20 protein-coding genes and 1 pseudogene are annotated in these 20,378 nt (G+C 67.3%); 20 read left to right on the top strand and 1 reads right to left on the bottom strand.

Annotated elements, in window-relative coordinates; all coding sequences use genetic code 11:
- The first annotated feature begins 8 nt into the window (after positions 1–8).
- The 5 genes and pseudogenes from BCR55_RS18395 to BCR55_RS18375 all read left to right on the top strand — a co-directional run.
- On the top strand, positions 9–398 hold the full coding sequence (locus tag BCR55_RS18395) for a VOC family protein (protein WP_059940853.1): 390 nt from the start codon (positions 9–11) through the stop codon (positions 396–398).
- Between the two features lie 110 nt (positions 399–508).
- The gene (locus tag BCR55_RS18390) at positions 509–1,759 is read left to right on the top strand and encodes a DUF1479 domain-containing protein (RefSeq protein ID WP_065495325.1); all 1,251 of its coding nucleotides are present in this window, start codon (positions 509–511) and stop codon (positions 1,757–1,759) included.
- Between the two features lie 277 nt (positions 1,760–2,036).
- The gene (locus BCR55_RS18385) at positions 2,037–2,795 is read left to right on the top strand and encodes a dimethylarginine dimethylaminohydrolase family protein (RefSeq protein WP_065496655.1); all 759 of its coding nucleotides are present in this window, start codon (positions 2,037–2,039) and stop codon (positions 2,793–2,795) included.
- Positions 2,796–2,894: 99 nt separating this feature from the next.
- Positions 2,895–3,359, top strand: a complete 465-nt coding sequence (locus BCR55_RS18380; RefSeq protein ID WP_006404029.1) for an Lrp/AsnC family transcriptional regulator — start codon at positions 2,895–2,897, stop codon at positions 3,357–3,359.
- A gap of 24 nt (positions 3,360–3,383) precedes the next feature.
- A pseudogene (locus BCR55_RS18375) lies at positions 3,384–4,436 on the top strand (amino acid permease); the annotation flags it as partial.
- Between the two features lie 23 nt (positions 4,437–4,459).
- On the opposite strand, the gene BCR55_RS18370 reads toward BCR55_RS18375, so the two are convergent.
- A complete protein-coding gene (locus BCR55_RS18370; RefSeq protein ID WP_006404027.1) occupies positions 4,460–5,185 on the bottom strand; it encodes a glutathione S-transferase in 726 nt (241 codons plus the stop codon).
- Between the two features lie 169 nt (positions 5,186–5,354).
- Between BCR55_RS18370 and BCR55_RS33515 the strand changes: the two genes are divergently transcribed.
- The 15 genes from BCR55_RS33515 to folC all read left to right on the top strand — a co-directional run bounded on the left by BCR55_RS33515 (position 5,355) and on the right by folC (position 20,351).
- Complete coding sequence (locus BCR55_RS33515) at positions 5,355–5,762, top strand: hypothetical protein (RefSeq protein ID WP_244104604.1); 408 nt, start codon at positions 5,355–5,357, stop codon at positions 5,760–5,762.
- 46 nt (positions 5,763–5,808) lie between these two features.
- Positions 5,809–7,218, top strand: a complete 1,410-nt coding sequence (gene leuC / locus BCR55_RS18365; RefSeq protein ID WP_006404024.1) for a 3-isopropylmalate dehydratase large subunit — start codon at positions 5,809–5,811, stop codon at positions 7,216–7,218.
- Positions 7,219–7,221: 3 nt separating this feature from the next.
- Complete coding sequence (locus tag BCR55_RS18360; protein WP_006399579.1) at positions 7,222–7,368, top strand: entericidin A/B family lipoprotein; 147 nt, start codon at positions 7,222–7,224, stop codon at positions 7,366–7,368.
- A 64-nt stretch (positions 7,369–7,432) separates the two neighbouring features.
- Entirely contained in the window at positions 7,433–8,083 is a 651-nt protein-coding gene (gene leuD, locus BCR55_RS18355) for a 3-isopropylmalate dehydratase small subunit (RefSeq protein ID WP_035487860.1), read from the top strand.
- 76 nt (positions 8,084–8,159) lie between these two features.
- Positions 8,160–9,227, top strand: coding sequence for a 3-isopropylmalate dehydrogenase (gene leuB, locus BCR55_RS18350; protein ID WP_006399581.1), 1,068 nt, complete (start codon positions 8,160–8,162; stop codon positions 9,225–9,227).
- A 109-nt stretch (positions 9,228–9,336) separates the two neighbouring features.
- Positions 9,337–9,456, top strand: coding sequence for a hypothetical protein (locus BCR55_RS33510; protein WP_006756675.1), 120 nt, complete (start codon positions 9,337–9,339; stop codon positions 9,454–9,456).
- 82 nt (positions 9,457–9,538) lie between these two features.
- Positions 9,539–10,660, top strand: a complete 1,122-nt coding sequence (asd, locus tag BCR55_RS18340) for an aspartate-semialdehyde dehydrogenase (RefSeq protein ID WP_012217299.1) — start codon at positions 9,539–9,541, stop codon at positions 10,658–10,660.
- 476 nt (positions 10,661–11,136) lie between these two features.
- On the top strand, positions 11,137–13,479 hold the full coding sequence (locus BCR55_RS18335; protein WP_065495324.1) for a FimV/HubP family polar landmark protein: 2,343 nt from the start codon (positions 11,137–11,139) through the stop codon (positions 13,477–13,479).
- Positions 13,479–14,291, top strand: coding sequence for a tRNA pseudouridine(38-40) synthase TruA (gene truA, locus BCR55_RS18330; protein WP_039219047.1), 813 nt, complete (start codon positions 13,479–13,481; stop codon positions 14,289–14,291). Before BCR55_RS18335 ends, truA begins: the two co-directional genes overlap by 1 nt.
- Entirely contained in the window at positions 14,288–14,986 is a 699-nt protein-coding gene (locus BCR55_RS18325; protein ID WP_053298794.1) for a phosphoribosylanthranilate isomerase, read from the top strand. Before truA ends, BCR55_RS18325 begins: the two co-directional genes overlap by 4 nt.
- Positions 14,987–15,043: 57 nt before the next feature.
- On the top strand, positions 15,044–16,237 hold the full coding sequence (gene trpB, locus BCR55_RS18320) for a tryptophan synthase subunit beta (protein ID WP_006404016.1): 1,194 nt from the start codon (positions 15,044–15,046) through the stop codon (positions 16,235–16,237).
- Between the two features lie 7 nt (positions 16,238–16,244).
- The gene (locus tag BCR55_RS18315) at positions 16,245–17,096 is read left to right on the top strand and encodes a site-specific DNA-methyltransferase (protein WP_006404015.1); all 852 of its coding nucleotides are present in this window, start codon (positions 16,245–16,247) and stop codon (positions 17,094–17,096) included.
- A gap of 90 nt (positions 17,097–17,186) precedes the next feature.
- The gene (gene trpA, locus BCR55_RS18310) at positions 17,187–18,002 is read left to right on the top strand and encodes a tryptophan synthase subunit alpha (RefSeq protein ID WP_053298793.1); all 816 of its coding nucleotides are present in this window, start codon (positions 17,187–17,189) and stop codon (positions 18,000–18,002) included.
- Positions 18,003–18,066: 64 nt separating this feature from the next.
- Positions 18,067–18,939 (top strand): acetyl-CoA carboxylase, carboxyltransferase subunit beta, encoded by an 873-nt coding sequence (gene accD, locus BCR55_RS18305; protein ID WP_006399590.1) that lies wholly within the window; start codon positions 18,067–18,069, stop codon positions 18,937–18,939.
- Positions 18,940–19,040: 101 nt separating this feature from the next.
- Positions 19,041–20,351, top strand: coding sequence for a bifunctional tetrahydrofolate synthase/dihydrofolate synthase (folC, locus tag BCR55_RS18300; RefSeq protein ID WP_006404013.1), 1,311 nt, complete (start codon positions 19,041–19,043; stop codon positions 20,349–20,351).
- Positions 20,352–20,378 lie beyond the last annotated feature (27 nt).

Raw genomic sequence — 20,378 nt, 5'->3', positions numbered from 1 at the left:
GCGAAGCCATGTTTTCACATGTTTGCGTAGGCGTCAGCGATACCGCGCGCGCGTACGACTTCTATGCGCCGCTGTGCGCGGCACTCGGACTGCGGCTCAAGTTTCGCGAGCCGGACGGCTGGTGCGGCTGGATGCCGGCCGATACCGACCGCCCGCTGTTCTTTTTCGGCCGGCCGCTCGACGGTCGCGCGCCCGAACCGGGCAACGGCTACACGATCGCCTTCGACGCGCCGACGCGCGCGCACGTCGACCGCTGCCACGCACTCGCGCTGCAGCACGGCGGCATCTGTGAAGGGCCGCCCGGCCTGCGCCCGCACTATCACCGCGACTACTACGGCGCGTATTTCCGCGATCCGGACGGCAACAAGCTCTGCGTGGTCTGTCATCGGCCGGCGTGATGCGGCGTTGTCAGGATTGTATCGATTGTTGGCGGGATAGCGGTGAACATCGTGCCGCGCCGGGCTTACGCTGTCGACTCATCACGACACGCTTGAGCGAGGAGACAGCCATGCCCCTGACGATCGACGATCTGCCTGCCGCGATCCGCGCGGCGAAAACCGCGTTGCGCGCGAACCTGCCCGACTACGCGTCGGCGTTTCGCGAACTCGAAGGCGACATCGCGCGCCAGGTCGAGGCGATTCGGCGCGCGCACGCACACGGCCGCGACGTGATTCCGGTGCTGCAGTACGCCGACATCGCGAACGGTGCGGTCGATCCGCACACGATCGCGGCGATTCGCACGCATGGCGCGGTCGTCGTGCGCGGCGTGTTCGATCCGCGGCAGGCGCGCGACTGGAACGACGAGATCGGCGCCTATCTCGACGCGAACCGCTTTGCCGAGCGGCTGCACGCGCGCGCCGAAGACCGCTATTTCGGCAATCTCGCGTCGGGCAAGCCGCAGATCTACGGCGTGTACTGGTCGAAGCCGCAGATCGCCGCGCGGCAGTCGCCGGCGCTCACGCAGGCACGCATCTTCCTGAACCGGCTGTGGCGCCATGCGGACGGCGCACGCGTGCACTTCGATCCCGACCGCGTGCCGGCGTATGCGGACCGGATCCGGCGCCGGCCGCCCGGCTCGACGTCGCTCGGGCTGTCGCCGCACGTCGACGGCGGCTCCGTCGAGCGCTGGCTCGGCGCGAACTTCCGGCAGGTCTATCGTCACGTGCTGGCCGGACGCTGGCGCGACTACGATCCGTTCGATGCGGCGTTCCGGCCCGATGTGGAGGAGATTCCGTCGCCGGCCGTGTGCTCGATGTTCCGCACGTTTCAGGGCTGGACCGCACTGACGCCGCAAGGGCCGGGCGACGGCACGCTGCAGCTGATTCCGGTCGCGAACGCGATGGCGTATGTCGTGCTGCGTGCGCTGCAGGACGACGTCGCCGACGACGACCTGTGCGGCGCGCGCCCCGGCCGCGCGCTGTCGATCCTGCCGGAGTGGCACGCGCTGCTGCTCGATGCGCTCGTGCCGATTCCGCACATGGAGCCGGGCGACGCGGTGTTCTGGCACGGCGACGTGGTGCATGCGGTCGAGGACGCGCATCGCGGCAGCGGCGACAGCAACGTGATGTACATCGCGGCCGCGCCCGGCTGCGCGAAGAACGATGCGTACCTGCGGCGTCAGTGGCCCGCGTTCGTGCGCGGCGAGAGCCCGCCCGATTTTCCGGCCGACCATTTCGAGGTCGAGTTCGACGGCCGCGCGCGCGAAGGCGATCTCAGTGGGCTCGGCCGCGCGCAGATGGGGGCCGATCTCGGGGCGTAGCCGGCACGTCGCCGTCTCGCGCCGGCCGATCGTACGAATGCGCACCGCGTGTCCCGGACGGTGGCTGTTCGTCTCCGCCCGCCGTACCAGGCGGCGGGCTGGGCCCCGTGCACACGCACCCGCCGAATCGGCTGCGCGCCGCGCGCAATTCGACGCAATCGGCTGCGAGCGCGCGCCAAATCGACGCGAATTGCGCAATTTGGCTTCCGATAATGGTCCGAACCGACGCAAGCCGTGCCGCGCGACGCGATGCGCGGCGATGACCCTGGAGAAGCCGATGCAATTCACGCAAGCGATCGTTCGCCGCCCCGCGCCGACCTGTGGCGCCGGTCTCACCACGGCCGCGCTCGGCGCGCCCGACTACGACAAGACGCTCGCGCAGTTCGACGCATACTGCGACGTGCTGCGCGCGCTCGGCGTCGCGGTGACCGAGCTGCCGCCGCTGCCCGCGTTTCCCGATGCCCATTTCGTCGAGGACGTCGCAGTCGTGACGCCCGAGTTCGCGGTGATCACGCGGCCCGGTGCGCCTGCGCGGCGCGGCGAGACCGTGCACATCGAGACGGTGCTCGCCGCGCATCGCGACCTGCTGCCGATGCGCGCCGGCCGCCTCGACGGCGGCGACGTGATGCTCGTCGGCAAGCGCTTCCATATCGGCCTGACGAGCCGCACCGACGCGGAAGGCATCGCCGAGTTGGAGTCGCTGGTGTCGCGCTACGGTTATTCGGTCGTCGCGGTGCCGGTGGCCGCCGGCCTGCATCTGAAGTCGGTCGTCAACGCGCTCGGCGACGACACGCTGCTCGTCACCGAAGCGCTTGCCGCGCATCCGGCCTTCGCCGGGTATCGACGGATCGCGATCCGTGCCGAGGACGACTATGCAGGCAACACGCTGCGCGTGAACGGCGCGCTGATCACGCCGGCCGGCTATCCGCGCGTGCACGACGCGATTGCACCGCTCGGCCTGCCGCTGCATGTGATCGACACGAGCGAGTTCCGCAAGATGGACGGCGGCCTCACGTGTCTGTCGCTGCGGTTCTAGCCGATTGGCGCGCAGTCGCGTCGGCCGGATAATGTGGCCCGCGCGGAACCGGAGCAGGCGTTCCGCGCACCAGCCACGACCCGACCGGAGCGAATGCGGATGACGGACAAGAAGATGCAGCTCGACAAGATCGATCTCCGGATCCTCGACATCCTGCGCACCGACGGCCGGATTTCGTACCGGAAGCTCTCGGAACTCGTGAATCTCACGCCGCGTCCGTGTCAGGCACGCGTGGAACGGCTCGAGGCGCTCGGCGTGATCGCGGGTTACCGCGCGGTGATCAACGCGCCGCGCGCGACCAAGCCGATCGTCGTGATCGCGCAGATCGTGCTGGCCGATCACGGACGTTCGCAGGCGCCGTTCGAGGACGAGATGCGCGCGAATCCGGCCGTGCTCGATTGCTGGCTCGTCAGCGGCACGTTCGATTTCGTCGTGCGGATCGCGTGCGAGGATCTCGACGAATACCGCCGAATCGCGAATGCGTGGCTCGACAGCCCGCGGTTCCGGATCGAGAAGATCGTGACGACGGCCGAGCTGCAGGCGATCAAGCGCAGCGTCGTTTGACGCGATCGCGCGCCGCGCCGTCGCGCCGAGTACTGGTTCTCGCCGATCAAGGTCGTTACCGTCGTCGCTTTCATCGCGGCGGGGCTGCTAATCGCGGCCGGCGTGATCGGCAGCGGGCATCCGGTCGGCTGGCGCAATTTCACGACGGGCGATGCGCCGTTCGTCGGCGGCTCGCATGCGATGATGAGCGTCGCGCTGATCGCGGTATTCTCGTTTCTCGGCACGGAGCTTGTCGGAATCACGGCCGGCGAATCGGCGAACCCACGCAAGACGATCCCGCGCGCGGTGAAGCAGATCTTCTGGCGCATCATGCTGTTCTATGTGCTTGCGATCTTCGTGATCGGGCTGCCGGTGCCGTATACCGATCCCAACCTGCTCAAGAACGACGTGACCGACATCGGCGTGAGCCCGTTCACGCTCGTGTTCAGTCACGCGGGCTTGCCGCTCGCCGCCGGCGCGATGAACCTCGTGATCCTCACGGCGGTGCTGTCGGCCGGCAACTCCGGCACGTATGCGGCGACGCGGATGCTCTACAACCTCGCTGCCGAGGGCCGCGCGCCCGCGATGTTCGCGACGCTGTCGCCGGGCGGCGTGCCGCGCAATGCGCTCTACGCGACGATGGCGGTCGGCGGACTCTGTTTCCTGACGTCGCTGGCCAGCAATCAGAGCATCTATCTCTGGCTGCTCAATACGGTCGGCATCACCGGCTTCATCGCGTGGCTCGGCATCGCGGTCTGCCATTACCGGTTCCGCAAGGGCTTCGTGAAGCAGGGGTACCGGCTCGACGAACTGCCGTACCGCGCGAAGTGGTTCCCGTTCGGGCCGCTGTTCGCGATCGCGGTCTGCATCGCGATCTCGCTCGGGCAGGATTACCAGGCGTTCTTCGCGGCGCGCATCGACTGGACGGAGGTGCTGTCGATCTATGTGTGGATTCCGCTGTTCGTCGCGATCTGGTATGCGTATCGCCGCGCGCACAAGAGCCGGCTCGTGCGCTACGACGAGATGGAGATCGGTCCGTGGTTGACGCGCGCAGTGGATGAGCGCGCGGAAACGCAGGCGCGCGCGGACGGCGCATAACGTGCGGCCCGCCGCCGGCAGCGCTACGCGTCCAGCTCGGGGTAGTGGCGGAAGATCCCCATGTCGTTGAAGGGGATGCGGCGTTCCGACGCGAGATAGCGCGCAATCGGCGGATGCTGCTCGACGCGATCGCGCAGGGCGACGAGCCCTGCGATCTTTTTCTCCTCGCGCTTCATCGCCTTCGGGAACGCATAACGCAGCCCTTCGATCAGCTGGAACGTCGACAGATCCGCATAGCTGAGCGCGTTGCCGGCGAGGTAGCCGCTCTTGTGCGGATTCTGCGCGAGTACGCGCTCGAAGTAACCGAGAAACTTCGGCAGGCGATGCGCGAGGAAATCGGCCGAGCGCTCGGCGGCTTCCGCTTTCTGATCCTCGTAGTACAGACCGCTGCCGATCGGGTGGTGCGTATCGTGAATCTCGGTGACGAAGTCGGCGATGGTCAACTGCAGCTGATGCACCCACAACCGTCCCGCTTCGTCGTCGGGTGCGAGGCCGAGCCGCGTGCCGAGAAACAGCAGAATGTTCGCCGTCTGCCCGATCACGATGTCGCCGGCTTTCAGAAACGGCGGCGCGAACGGCACGCATTCGGCCTTCGTGCTGTCCATCATCCGCATCATGGCCGACACGCCCATGCCGCGCCCCGACTCGCGCGCGACGTCGACGTAGTCCGCTTCGGCCGCTTCGAGCGCGAGCCGCACATATTCGCCTCGGCCCTGGATCTCGGGCCAGTAATAGAGTTCATATCGCATGCCGTTCTCCTGCCCGACGCCGCGGGCGTTGCGGAATCAAGATGGCGCGGTGCGCATGCGCCCACGCCGTGCGAATAGACAGTCTAGGCAATCGCGAAGAAATTGCTGCGCGCGCGACGACGTGCGACATGTATGCGGTCGGTGTCATTCGCACGACTTCGCATTTTTCATGAAGCAGAATCCATTGACTTCCTCACGCAGAAAATTCCTGGAGGTTGCGGGGGCCGCGCCGCTGCTGAGCGCATGCGGTGGCGACGACGTCGCATCGGCCCCCGTGACCGATGCCGCGCTGGCTGCACAGATGTCCGCGAAGCTGAACGCGCAGCTCGGCGATGCCGCAACGGTCGACGCGATGCTGCCGGTGACGGATACGTGTTGCCGGCGCACACGGCCGGCCGGCAAACGTCGCCGTGATGGCGGGGAAGCGCAGCGCGCGGCCGCCTCGGCCGCGTCGCGCGCTTCGTGCCCCGTTTGCCGGGTAATGCCGATACAGGTATTGGCACTACCAGCCAAACCACTGTTTTTAATGGGTTTTTCGGCGTTTCGCGTGCGCCGTTGCGCGTTCTGCGTGGCATAATCGACCGCATCCGCAAGGCTTGATGTCACAACGACCCCGCATACCCATGGCACAGACTCTCTACGACAAACTGTGGAATTCCCACGTCGTCCACACCGAGGAAGACGGCACGGCATTGCTGTATATCGACCGTCAACTGCTGCATGAAGTCACGAGCCCGCAGGCGTTCGAAGGGCTGAAGATCGCGCAGCGTCCGGTGTGGCGCATCAGCGCGAACCTGGCCGTGTCCGACCACAACGTGCCGACCACCGATCGCAGCCACGGTATCGCCGATCCCGTCTCGAAGCTGCAGGTCGACACGCTCGACGCGAACTGCGATGCGTTCGGCATCACGCAGTTCAAGATGAACGACGTGCGTCAGGGCATCGTGCACATCATCGGGCCGGAGCAGGGCGCGACGCTGCCGGGCATGACGATCGTGTGCGGCGATTCGCACACGTCGACGCACGGCGCGTTCGGCGCGCTCGCGCACGGCATCGGCACGTCGGAAGTCGAGCACGTGCTCGCGACGCAAACTTTGCTGCAGAAGAAGAGCAAGAACATGCTCGTGAAGGTCGAGGGCGCACTGCCGCGCGGCTGCACCGCGAAGGACATCGTGCTCGCGATCATCGGCAAGATCGGCACGGCAGGCGGCACCGGCTATGCGATCGAATTCGGCGGCTCGACGATCCGCGCGCTGTCGATGGAAGGCCGGATGACGGTCTGCAACATGGCGATCGAAGCCGGCGCGCGCGCGGGCATGGTCGCGGTCGACGACACGACGATCGACTACCTGAAGGGCCGTCCGTTCGTGCCGAGCGGCGCGGAATGGGATCAGGCCGTCGAATACTGGCGCCAGTTCAAGTCGGACGAAGGCGCGCATTTCGATCGCGTCGTCGAGCTGAACGCGGCGGAGATCGTCCCGCAAGTCACGTGGGGCACGTCGCCGGAAATGGTCACGTCGATCGACGGTCGCGTGCCCGATCCCGAGCGCGAGAAGGATCCGGTCAAGCGCGACGCGATGGAGCGCGCGCTCGCCTACATGGCGCTCGAACCGAACACGCCGATCGAATCGATCAAGGTCGACAAGATCTTCATCGGCTCGTGCACGAACGCGCGCATCGAGGACATCCGCGCGGCCGCGTACGTCGTGAAGAAGCTGAACCGCCGCGTCGCATCGAACGTGCGGCTTGCGATGGTCGTGCCGGGCTCGGGCCTCGTGAAGGCGCAGGCCGAGCGCGAAGGCCTCGACAAGGTGTTTACCGATGCGGGCTTCGAATGGCGCGAGCCGGGCTGCTCGATGTGTCTGGCGATGAACGCCGACCGCCTCGAGCCGGGCGAGCGCTGCGCCTCGACGTCGAACCGCAACTTCGAAGGCCGGCAGGGCGCGGGCGGCCGCACGCACCTCGTCAGCCCCGCGATGGCGGCGGCCGCGGCGATCGAAGGCCATTTCGTCGACATTCGCAAGCTGGGGTAACGCGTGACGGCATCGAAATGGGTTGCGCGGCTCGCTGCCGCGCTGGCGCTCGCGGGGCTCGGCTTCGGCCTTGCGGGCTGCAACACCGTCCGAGGCTTCGGCGAGGACGTCAATGCCGCCGGCAGCGCACTGAAGCGCGCCGCGGAGTGACACCGCCGAGAATTTGTCGATGTGCGCCGGCCGCGGGCCGGCCCTTCAACCGGATAGACGGATCATGGAAAAATTCACTGTGCATACCGGCGTCGTGGCGCCGCTCGATCGCGAGAACGTCGACACCGACGCGATCATTCCGAAGCAGTTCCTGAAGTCGATCAAGCGCACGGGCTTCGGCCCGAACGCGTTCGACGAGTGGCGCTATCTCGATCACGGCGAGCCCGGGCAGGACAACTCGAAGCGTCCGCTGAACCCGGACTTCGTGCTGAACCAGCCGCGCTACCAGGGCGCGTCGATTCTCGTCACGCGCAAGAACTTCGGCTGCGGCAGCTCGCGCGAGCACGCGCCGTGGGCGCTGCAGCAGTACGGCTTCCGCGCGATCATCGCGCCGAGCTTCGCGGACATCTTCTTCAACAACTGCTTCAAGAACGGGCTGCTGCCGATCGTGCTGACCGAGCAGCAGGTCGATCATCTGATCAACGAGACGGTCGCGTTCAACGGCTATCAGCTGACGATCGATCTCGAGGCGCAGGTCGTGCGCGCGCCGGACGGCCGCGAGTATCCGTTCGAGATCACCGCGTTCCGCAAGTACTGCCTGCTGAACGGCTTCGACGACATCGGCCTCACGCTGCGTCACGCGGACAAGATCCGCCAGTTCGAAGCGGAGCGGCTCGCGAAGCAGCCGTGGCTCAACAACAAGCTGGTCGGCTGAAGTCGTCCTTCGGGCGGGCGCGCGCGCCGCGCGTTCGCCCGCCAGCCATCATCCCTTATTCAGTCAGGAACAACGCATGAAGATTGCAGTGCTGCCGGGCGACGGCATCGGTCCGGAAATCGTCACCGAAGCGGTGAAGGTGCTGAACGCACTCGACGAGAAGTTCGAACTCGAACAGGCGCCGGTCGGCGGCGCGGGCTACGAGGCGAGCGGCCATCCGCTGCCGGACGCGACGCTGAAGCTCGCGAAGGAAGCCGACGCGATCCTGTTCGGCGCGGTCGGCGACTGGAAGTACGACTCGCTGGAACGCGCGCTGCGTCCCGAGCAGGCGATTCTCGGGCTGCGCAAGCACCTCGAGCTGTTCGCGAACTTCCGTCCGGCGATCTGCTATCCGCAGCTCGTCGACGCGTCGCCGCTGAAGCCCGAACTCGTCGCTGGCCTCGACATCCTGATCGTGCGCGAACTGAACGGCGATATCTATTTCGGCCAGCCGCGCGGCGTGCGGGCAGCGCCGGACGGCCCGTTCGCCGGTGAGCGCGAAGGCTTCGACACGATGCGCTATTCGGAGCCGGAAGTGCGCCGCATCGCGCACGTCGCGTTCCAGGCCGCGCAAAAGCGCGCGAAGAAGCTGCTGTCGGTCGACAAGTCGAACGTGCTCGAGACGTCGCAGTTCTGGCGCGACATCATGATCGACGTGTCGAAGGAATACGCGGACGTCGAGCTGTCGCACATGTACGTCGACAACGCGGCGATGCAGCTCGCAAAGGCGCCGAAGCAGTTCGACGTGATCGTCACCGGCAACATGTTCGGCGACATCCTGTCGGATGAGGCGTCGATGCTGACGGGTTCGATCGGCATGCTGCCGTCGGCGTCGCTCGACAAGAACAACAAGGGTCTGTACGAGCCGTCGCACGGTTCGGCGCCGGACATCGCAGGCAAGGGCATCGCGAATCCGCTCGCGACGATCCTGTCGGCCGCAATGCTGCTGCGCTATTCGCTGAATCGCGCCGAGCAGGCCGACCGCATCGAGCGCGCGGTCAAAACGGTGCTCGAACAGGGCTACCGCACCGGCGACATCGCGACGCCGGGCTGCAAGCAGGTCGGCACGGCGGCGATGGGCGACGCAGTGGTCGCGGCGCTCTGAGCGGCCGGCAAGTCACGATGTAGAAAGGGCGCGAACGGGCCGAAAAAATCGGTTCGTTCGCGCACGGTTGGCCGTTGTGCGGGCAACCGGCTTTGTGTAGACTCGAACGATGGCGCTGATTTCCCTGATCTCCCCGGTCCTGAAACTCCACGGCAACACTGCCCGTGCGGGTGCGCGCGCCATCGTCATCACGAAAACCATTACCACGAAAACGATCATTAAACGCTGATCGTCCGTCGTGCCCGCCTGTTTCCCCGCGCGGTCACGCCGGGGGCGGAAATGGCGGGGAAGCTCCATTCAAAGGGTTAGTCATGAACGTAGGTCTCGTAGGTTGGCGCGGCATGGTCGGCAGCGTCCTGATGCAGCGCATGCAGGAAGAGGGCGATTTCGACCTGATCGAACCGGTGTTTTTCAGCACCAGCAACTCGGGCGGCAAGGCACCGTCGTTCGCGAAAAACGAGACCACGCTGAAGGACGCGACCAACGTCGACGAACTGAAGAAGTGCGACGTCATCATCACGTGCCAGGGCGGCGACTACACGAACGACGTGTTCCCGAAGCTGCGCGCGGCGGGCTGGAACGGCTACTGGATCGATGCGGCTTCGTCGCTGCGGATGAAGGACGACGCGGTCATCATCCTCGATCCGGTGAACCTCGACGTGATCAAGGACGCGCTCGTCAAGGGCACGAAGAACTTCATCGGCGGCAACTGCACGGTCAGCCTGATGCTGATGGCGCTCGGCGGCCTGTTCCGCGAGAACCTCGTCGACTGGATGACGGCCATGACGTATCAGGCCGCGTCGGGCGCGGGCGCGCAGAACATGCGTGAACTGCTGTCGCAGATGGGCGCGCTGCACGGCGCGGTGCAGCAGCAGCTCGCCGATCCGGCATCGGCGATCCTCGACATCGATCGCCGCGTGCTCGCCACGATGAACAGCGACGCGATGCCGACGAGCCATTTCGGCGTGCCGCTCGCGGGTTCGCTGATTCCCTGGATCGACAAGGATCTCGGCAACGGCATGTCCAAGGAAGAATGGAAGGGCGGCGCGGAAACGAACAAGATCCTCGGCAAGCCGGCGATGGGCGAGCCGGGCTCGATCCCGGTCGACGGGCTGTGCGTGCGGATCGGCGCAATGCGCTGCCACTCGCAGGCGCTGACGATCAAGCTGAAGAAGGACGTGCCGCTCGACGAGATCAACGGCATTCTCGCATCGGCGAACGACTGGGTGAAGGTCGTGCCGAACGAGCGCGAAGCGTCGATGCACGATCTGTCGCCGGCGAAGGTTACCGGCACGCTGACCGTGCCGGTCGGCCGTCTGCGCAAGCTCGCGATGGGCGGCGAATACCTGTCGGCGTTTACGGTCGGCGATCAACTGCTGTGGGGCGCGGCCGAACCGCTGCGCCGTATGCTGCGCATCCTGCTCGACAAGTAAGACGTGATCGCGCGCCGGCCGGCGCGCGATGCGACGCGCCTGCGTGCCTTCAACGGGCCGCAGGCGCGTTTTTTATCGGCGGGCGCAGTGCCCGAAAATGCGAAAGCCCCGAACCGCTCTCCCGGCCGGGGCTTTCTTGCATCGATTCCTTTGGCACGAGGAAGTGACGCGGTGCGCAGTATAAGGCACGCAGTCGACGAGCATGTTGATAATGTTGTCGGGATTTACATCAATTGATGCTCGATTTTTGATAATGGCGCGTGGCGTGCAGCCGCGCATCGGGCGCCTGTTCCCGGTCGTGCGCGCCGACGAATTCGGCCCGAACGCGATCGTGTGAAGTAAACTACGCGGTTACGACGCGCAGACCGGCCGAAAGCGTCGCGTTCAGCGCGACGCTTTTGCATTTCTGCGGCGACTTTACTGACGCTTCCAAACGCGAATCCCAGCCGCGCACGCGCGCGGCGATAGAGCCAACGATGTCCCGAATTTCCTTGTTTCCGCGTCGATCCCGTCTGTCGCGCGCCGTCTGCGGCGCGCTGGCGGTGCTGGCGCTCGGCGCGGCCGCCTCGACATGGGCGGCCGGCACCGGCGATGCGCCTGCGTCTGCCGTCGCATCCGGCAATCCGGCGCCGCTGACCGTGACGGTCCAGCCGGGCCAGTCCCTCAACGACATCGCGATCGCGGCGACGCAGTCGCGCGATCCCGCCGTGCTTGCGCGCGCGGGCCGAGCGCTGTTCGACGCGAACCCGCAGGCATTCATGAAACGCGATCCGAGCCGGCTGAAAGTCGGTGCGACGCTGACGGTGCCCGCGCTCGACGCGTCGGGGGCCGCGATCGCGGCGGGCGCGTCCGCGCCGGCGACGGCATCGGCGGCATCGAGCGCCGCTGCCGCGTCGGGCGCTGCGTCGGCCGCGCAGCACGCTGCGTCGGCTGCGCACGGTGCATCGGCGGCCTCGGCGGCCGCGCCGATTCAGCATCCGGCTGCATCGGGCACCGCGCATGGCGCGAGCGCCCCGGCCGGTGCGTCGTTCGTCGCGCCGTCGTCGGACGCGGCGGCCGCGCGTGGTGCGTCCGCGGCCGATACGGCGTCCGCGGCCGCGGCGGCGGCCGGTGCGAGCGGTCCGCACATGTGGAGCGGCACGATTCAGCCGGCGCCGTCGTCGGCGAGCGACGCGACCGCGCAATCGTCCCAAACCGTGCAGCCGACATCCGGCGCGCGCGCGCCGGCCGGTGCGGCGCCTGCGGCCGCCGCGTCGCAGCCGCGGCCGTCTAGCCTGCAGCAGCTGCTTGCACTGAAAAATCGCGTGCTGATGGAGCTGCAGAAGCACGGCATCGGCAAGCCGGCCGCAACGACGGCGCCGGTTGTTCCTGCGCCGACCGCGCCCGTCACGCCGCGTGCGCCGGACGACGCCGGTGCGTCGTCGGCTGCTGCGGCATCGAGCGCGGACGCGGCGTCCGGCACGGCCGCGAGCGCGGCGTCGGCGGCGGCGCCGTCCGTGCAGGCGAGCGCGCCGGTTGTCGCGACGCCGCCGGCAAATCGCGGCGAACCGATCGACTGGCGGCCGGCTGCACTGGCCGGCGCGGCCGTCGTCGTGCTCGTGGGCGGGCTCGTGTGGCGCAAGCGCCGCAAGCATCGTCACGCCGAGGCGGTAGCGGCCGGTGCCGCGGACGACGCTTCGCCGTCGGCCGAGCAGGCACTGCCGATCGAACCGGAGACGCCGGTGTCGCGCGACGTGGTGTCGGACGTGAATTTCGCGGCCGTTGCTTCGGCAGCGGCGGAGGCGGTTGCGCCGACGAACGAGGTCGCGTCGACGCCGGAAGCGGCGAAGCCTGAAGAGTCGAACCGGGAAGCCGCAAAACCGGAACCGACGAACCTGCAAGCGGCGAATCCGGAAGCGTCGAACCGGGAAGCAGCGAACCGGGAACCGACGAACTCGGAAGCGACGAATCCGGAAGCGGCGAGACCGGGAGCGGCGAATCCGGAAGCGGCGAAACCGGAAGCGGCGAGACCGGAAGCGGCGAATCCGGAAGCGGCGAATCCGGAAGCGGCGAATCCGGAAGCGGCGAAACCGCTAGCCTCGAACCGGGAACCGACGAGCCCGGAAGCGACGAACCCGCTCGACGACCGGCCGCAACCGTCTTCGTCCGTCGAACCGGTCCACCCGACGGACGGCGCACCGCTACCGCACGACGCGAAACCGGCCTTCGACGCCGAACCGTCCGCACCGCTCGCGTCCTCCGTCCCGGTCGCAGATGCCGCCGCGCCGTCGACTACCGATCCGCAACACGCTGCGCTGATGCAGAACGCAATCACGGCGCTCGGCAGTCTCGACATGCCGCTGCCGCCGCGCGCGGCGGGCGAGACGTCGCCATCAAGCGACGATGCGGAAGCCACCCATATCGCAACTAACGGTCAAACCGCGCCGCGCCCGCCAGTTGGCGCGAACGATACGTCTACCGAACATCCGGCCGACCACGAAGACGAGCTCGAATGGGACGACGACGCGCCGCATGCCGACACGTCCGCGCGCCCGGCCGCGCCGTCGCCGCTGTCGCCGCTCGGCGGCGCGCAGTTCGGCGCGCTGAATCTCGATTTCGACCTCGACCTGCCGTCGGCGCCGGGCGCGGAGCTGCCTGCGCTGACGCCCGAGGAGCTCGCGCGCATCGCACGCAACAAGCTCGATCTGGCGGCCGAATATGTGGAACTGGGCGACCTGTCCGGCGCACGCGCGCTGCTGCAGGAAGTGGTCGACGCGAACGATGCGGCGACGCGCGACGATGCGCGCGCGATGCTCGCGAAACTGTCGGAAGACGCGTGATGCGGATCGCGCTGGGCATACAGTACGACGGCGCCGCGTTCTGCGGCTGGCAGGCGCAGCCGCACGGCAACACGGTACAGGACGCGCTCGAGCGCGCGCTTGCGGAGTTCGCGCGCGTGCCGCTGCATACGACGGTCGCGGGGCGCACCGACACGGGCGTGCACGGGCTCGGACAGGTCGTGCATTTCGACACCGAGCTCGACCGCGCGGACTTCTCGTGGGTCCGCGGCACGAACGCGTTTTTGCCGCCGACGGTCGCCGTGCAATGGGCGAAGCCGATGCCGGACGCGTTCCACGCGCGCTTCTCCGCGTTCGAGCGCACCTATTACTATGCGCTGTACGTGCATCCGGTGCGTTCGCCGATGCTCGACGGCCGCGCGGGCTGGATCCACACGCCGCTCGACGACGACGCGATGCGCGCCGCCGCCGCGCATCTGCTCGGCGAGCACGACTTTTCGGCGTTCCGTTCGTCGGAATGCCAGTCGAAGACGCCGGTGAAGCATTTGTACGAGATCGACATCCGCCGCGTCGGACACTTCCTGCATTTCCGGTTCCGCGCGAATGCGTTCCTGCATCATATGGTGCGCAACCTGATGGGCTGCCTCGTCGCGGTCGGGCGCGGCCGCTATCCGGCCGACTGGGTCGCCGACGTGCTGGCCGGCCGCGACCGCAACCGCGCAGCGCCCACCTTCATGGCCGACGGGCTGTATCTCGCGCACGTCGGCTACCCGGCGGAATTCGCCGTCCCGCCCGCGCAGCTCGGCAGCGTGCCGTGGAGCAGCGTCTGGGCCGACCTGGACCCGCAACCATGAACGATCCCGTTTCTTCCCGCTCGCCCGTCGAATCCGCCGTGCCGCCGCGCACGCGCATCAAGCTGTGCGGGCTGTCGCGCCCGGACGACGTGCTGCATGCGGCCGCGCTCGGCGCCGATGCGATCGGCCTCGTGTTCTACGCGAAAAGTCCGCGCGCCGTGACGATCGCGCAGGCGGCCGAGCTCGCGCGGCTCGCGCCGCCGTTCGTGTCGGTGGTCGGGCTGTTCGTGAACGCGACGGCGGCCGAGATCGAAGCGGTCGTACGCGACGTGCCGCTCACGCTGCTGCAGTTCCACGGGGACGAAACGCCGGAGCAGTGCGACGCGCTCGGCCGGGCGGCGCGCCTGCCGTGGGTGCGCGCAGTGCGCGTCGGGCCCTCGACGCAGTCGGCCGATTTGGTAGAATCGTCACTTCATTACTCGAAAGCGCGCGGCCTCCTGTTCGACACACTGGTGCCGGACTACGGCGGCAGCGGCAAGGTCTTCGATTGGTCACTTATTCCCGCAGAGCTCGCGCGTCGGGCCGTTTTGAGTGGTGGCTTGAACGCGCAAAACGTCGGTGACGCGATCCGCCAGCTGCGTCCATTCGCTGTCGATGTCTCGAGCGGCATCGAAGTGGAGGGCGCAAAGGGCGTGAAGGATCACGCCCGAATGGCGGCGTTCGTGCGCGCGGTGCGCGACGCGGACGCCCGGTGATGCCAGCCGGTGCGACTCCCACAGCGGGGCGCACCGACCGATCGAGAGTGACACATCATGTACAACCTTCCTGACGATCGCGGCCACTTCGGCCCGTATGGCGGCGTGTTCGTCGCCGAGACGCTGATTCACGCACTGGACGAACTGCGCGGCGCGTACGCGAAATACCAAAACGACCCCGATTTCGTCGCCGAGTTTCAGCGCGAACTGAAGCACTTCGTCGGCCGTCCGTCGCCGATCTATCACGCGCAGCGCTGGAGCGACACGCTCGGCGGTGCGCAGATCTATCTGAAGCGCGAGGATCTGAACCACACCGGCGCGCACAAGATCAACAACGTGATCGGCCAGGCGCTGCTCGCCAAGCGCATGGGCAAGAAACGCGTGATCGCCGAGACGGGCGCCGGCCAGCACGGCGTCGCCACGGCGACGATCTGCGCGCGCTTCGGGATGGAGTGCGTCGTCTACATGGGCGCCGAGGACGTGCGCCGCCAGGCCGCGAACGTGTACCGGATGAAGCTGCTCGGCGCGACCGTCGTGCCGGTCGAATCGGGTTCGCGCACGCTGAAGGACGCGCTGAACGAGGCGATGCGCGACTGGGTCACGAACATCGAGAACACGTTCTACATCATCGGCACGGTCGCGGGCCCGCATCCGTATCCGATGATGGTGCGCGACTTCCAGCGCGTGATCGGCGACGAATGCAAGGTGCAGATGCCGGAACTCGCCGGCCGCCAGCCGGACGCGGTGATCGCCTGCGTCGGCGGCGGCTCGAACGCGATGGGCATTTTCTATCCGTACATCGACGATGCGTCGGTGCAGCTGATTGGCGTCGAAGCCGCGGGCGACGGCCTCGACACCGGCCATCACGCGGCCTCGCTGATCGCCGGCAGCCCGGGCGTGCTGCACGGCAACCGCACCTATCTGCTGCAGGACGACAACGGCCAGATCATCGAGACGCATTCGGTGTCGGCGGGCCTCGACTACCCGGGCGTCGGTCCCGAGCACGCATGGCTGAAGGACAGCGGCCGCGCGAAGTACGTCGGGATCACCGACGAAGAGGCGCTGAAGGCGTTCCACGACTGCTGCCGGATCGAGGGCATCATCCCCGCGCTCGAGTCGAGCCACGCGATCGCGTATGGCGTGAAGCTCGCGCCGACGTTGCCGAAGGACAAGATCCTGCTCGTCAATCTGTCGGGCCGCGGCGACAAGGACATGCATACGGTCGCCGAGCGATCGGGCATCACGCTCTGACGGTCCGATGCGCGAACTGATCGAAGAGCCGGGCGGCGGTGCCGCGGCCGACGAACCGGCGGCGCAGGCCGCCGCCGTCGCGCCGCGCGCGCTGCCGCCCGGGATCGAACTGCACAACCGCGATTTCCTGACCGAGGCCGCACGGCTGCCCGACGCGTCGATCGACCTGATCGTCGCGGATCCGCCGTACGGGCTCGGCAAGGACTACGGCAACGACTCGGACAAGCGCTCGGGCGACGCGTTTCTCGGATGGACGCGCGAATGGCTCGAACTCGCGATTCCGAAGCTCAAGCCGAGCGGCTCGATGTACGTGTTCTGCACCTGGCAGTACGCGCCGGAGATCTTCAGTTTCCTGAAGACGAAGCTCACGATGATCAACGAGATCATCTGGGACCGCCGCGTGCCGAGCATGGGCGGCACAACGCGCCGGTTCACGTCGGTGCACGACAACATCGGCTTTTTCGCGGTCTCGAAAGCGTATTACTTCGATCTCGATCCGGTTCGCATCCCTTACGACGCCGATACGAAGAAGGCCCGCTCGCGCAAGCTGTTCGAAGGCAGCAAGTGGCTGGAGATGGGCTACAACCCGAAGGACGTCTGGTCGGTCTCGCGCCTGCACCGGCAGCACGCGGAGCGCGTCGATCATCCGACCCAGAAGCCGCTCGAAATCATCGAGCGGATGGTGCTCGCGAGCTGCCCGCCGGGCGGCCGCGTGCTCGATCCGTTCATGGGCAGCGGCACGACCGCGGTGGCCTGCGCACGGCAGGGGCGCGACTTCGTCGGCTACGAGATCAACGAAAGTTACTGCGCGATCGCGCGCGAGCGCGTGCATGCGCTCGCGGCGCAGGCGTGCGCATGACGCACGCCGCCGCATCGCCGGTCGCACACTTTGCACGGATCCGGCCGGGGCGCTGACGCGCCGCGTCCGGATCGACACAGGAAAATTGCCATGTCGCGTATTCAGCAGACCTTCGCCGCACTCGCCCAACAGGGCCGAAAGGGCCTGATCCCGTTCATCACGGCCGGCGACCCGGATCCCGCGAAAACGGTCGAATTCATGCACGCGCTCGCCGCCGGCGGCGCGGACGTCATCGAGCTCGGCGTGCCGTTCTCGGACCCGATGGCCGACGGCCCGGTGATCCAGCGCTCGTCGGAACGCGCGCTCGCGCGCGGCGTCACGCTCAAGCACGTGCTCGCCGACGTCAAGCGCTTTCGCGAGACCAACCAGACGACGCCCGTCGTGCTGATGGGCTATGCGAATCCGATCGAGCGGCACGGCGTCGACGCGTTCGCGGCCGACGCGCGCGCGGCGGGTGTCGACGGCGTGCTCGTCGTCGACTATCCGCCCGAAGAAGCGGCCGCGTTCGCCGAGAAAATGCGTGCGGCCGGCATCGATCCGATCTTCCTGCTCGCGCCGACGTCGACCGACGCGCGCATCGCGGAAGTGGGCAAGATCGCGAGCGGCTACGTGTACTACGTGTCGCTGAAGGGCGTGACCGGTGCCGGAAATCTGGATGTTTCGAGCATTGCGGGTAAAATCCCGGCCATCAAGTCGCGCGTGCCGGTTCCGGTGGGCGTCGGCTTCGGCATCCGCGACGCCGAAACGGCACGTGCGGTGGCCGAGGTGTCGGACGCCGTCGTGATCGGCAGCCGCCTCGTTCAGCTGCTCGAAAGCGCTGCGCCGGAAGGTGCCGTCGCCGCGCTGCAGGCCTTCATTGCAGAGCTGCGCGCCGCGCTGGACGGCGCGGCGAAGACGGCGCGATAACCAACAACACAGGAAGCGGAGCGGGCCGCACGGCCCGTCCCGCCACGGAACAGGAAACCATACGATGAGCTGGCTCGACAAACTGTTGCCGCCGAAGATCAAGCAGACGGACCCGAAAAGCCGCAAGGGCATTCCGGAAGGCCTGTGGGTCAAGTGCCCGTCCTGCGAGGCCGTGCTGTACCGCAACGACGTGGACGCGAATCTGCACGTCTGCCCGAAGTGCGATCACCACATGCGCATCGGTGCACGCGAGCGTCTCGATGCGCTGCTCGATCCGGAAGGCCGCTACGAGATCGGCCAGGAAATCGTGCCGGTCGACTCGCTGAAGTTCAAGGACAGCCGCAAGTACCCCGACCGTCTGAAGGAAGCGATGGACGAAACGGGCGAAACCGACGCGATGGTCGTGATGGGCGGTGCGATCCACACGCTGCCTGTCGTCGCCGCATGCTTCGAGTTCTCGTTCATGGGCGGCTCGATGGGTTCGGTCGTCGGCGAACGCTTCGCGCGCGGCGCGCAGAATGCGCTCGAACAGCACGTGCCGTTCATCTGCTTTACCGCATCGGGTGGCGCGCGGATGCAGGAAAGCCTGCTGTCGCTGATGCAGATGGCCAAGACCACCGCGATGCTGACCAAGCTGTCCGAAGCGAAGCTGCCGTTCATTTCGGTGCTGACCGATCCGACGATGGGCGGCGTGTCGGCGAGCTTCGCGTTCCTCGGCGACGTCGTGATCGCCGAGCCGAAGGCGCTGATCGGCTTTGCGGGCCCGCGCGTGATCGAGCAGACGGTTCGCGAGAAGCTGCCGGAAGGCTTCCAGCGCGCCGAGTTCCTGCTGAAGACGGGCGCGATCGACATGATCGTCGACCGGCGCAAGATGCGCGACGAGATCGCGCAACTGCTCGCGCTGCTGCAGCGACAACCGGCCGACGCGCTCGCCTGAGCGCAGCGCCCGGCATGAACCGCGCGCGTCGCCCGACCGGTCCGTCGGGCGGCGCGCTTCGTTTTTCGGCGTAGTGACGGTACCGATCCAGATTTGATCCGATGAGCACTTTTCCCACCCTCGACGCGTGGCTCTCGCACCTCGAGCGCGCACACCCGGTCGGCATCGACATGGGCCTCACCCGCATCGGGCAGGTCAAGGCGGCGCTGAAACTCGAATTCGCGTGTCCGGTGATCACGGTCGGCGGCACGAACGGCAAGGGGTCGACGTGCGCGTTCCTCGAGACGATCCTCGTGCGCGCGGGCTATAAGGTCGGCTGCCATACGTCGCCGCATCTGCTCGAATTCAACGAACGCGCGCGCGTGAACGGCGAGGTCGTCAGCGACGCGGAACTGCTGCCGCATTTCGAGGCCGTCGAAGCCGCGCGCACGTCGCTGCCGGAGCCCGTCTCGCTCACGTATTTCGAATTCACGACGCTCGCGATCCTGCATCTGTTCGCGTCGCGCGGGCTCGATGCGGTGATCCTCGAAGTCGGCCTCGGCGGCCGCCTCGATGCAGTCAACATCATCGACACCGACTGCGCGATCGTCACGAGCATCGACATCGACCACACCGAATATCTCGGCGACACGCGCGAGAAGATCGCGTTCGAGAAGGCCGGAATCTTCCGTCCGGGCAAGCCGGCGATCTGCGGCGATCCCGCTGCGCCGCAGACGCTCGTCGATCACGCGGCCGCGATCGGCGCCGATCTGTGGCTCGTCGGCCGCGATTTCCGCTACGAGGCGCAGCCGGGCGCGGAGCGCCAGCAGTGGAGCTACATCGGCCGCGACAAGCGCTACCCGGCGCTCGCGTATCCGGCACTGCGCGGCGCGAATCAGCTGATCAACGCGTCCGCGGCGCTGGCCGCGCTCGAGGCGTTGCGTCCGCAACTGCCGGTGTCCGCGCAGGACATCCGGCTCGGCCTCGCGAACGTCGAGCTGCCCGGCCGCTTCCAGGTGCTGCCCGGCAAGCCGGCGATCGTGCTCGACGTCGCGCACAACCCGCATGCGGCGGCCGTGCTCGAGCAGAACCTCGGCAACATGGGCTTCTTTCCGTACACGTACGCGGTGTTCGGGGCCATGCACGACAAGGACATCGACGGCGTGCTGCGTCACCTGAAGGGCGAGATCGACCACTGGTGCGTGACGGATCTGCCGCTGCCGCGCGCGGCCAGCGCGGAGCAGCTCGAAGCGGCGCTGCGCAATGCCGGCGTGCAGGACGGGCCCGATTCGAGCGTCACGCGCTACGCGTCGCCGGCCGACGCGTTTAGCGATGCGCTAAAAAGAGCATCCGAGAATGATAGAATCGTGGTTTTCGGCAGTTTCCATACGGTTGCCGGCGTGATGGCCTACCGTAAATCGCAGCAACACTGACTGACGGGCAGTTTCGGACTCAGCCAT

Origin of the sequence: Burkholderia sp. CCA53 (genome assembly GCF_001685525.1) — a bacterium.
GTDB lineage: Bacteria > Pseudomonadota > Gammaproteobacteria > Burkholderiales > Burkholderiaceae > Burkholderia > Burkholderia multivorans.
The sequence above is the reverse complement of the archived record's forward strand: the minus strand, read 5'-3'. Positions and strand labels throughout refer to the sequence as shown.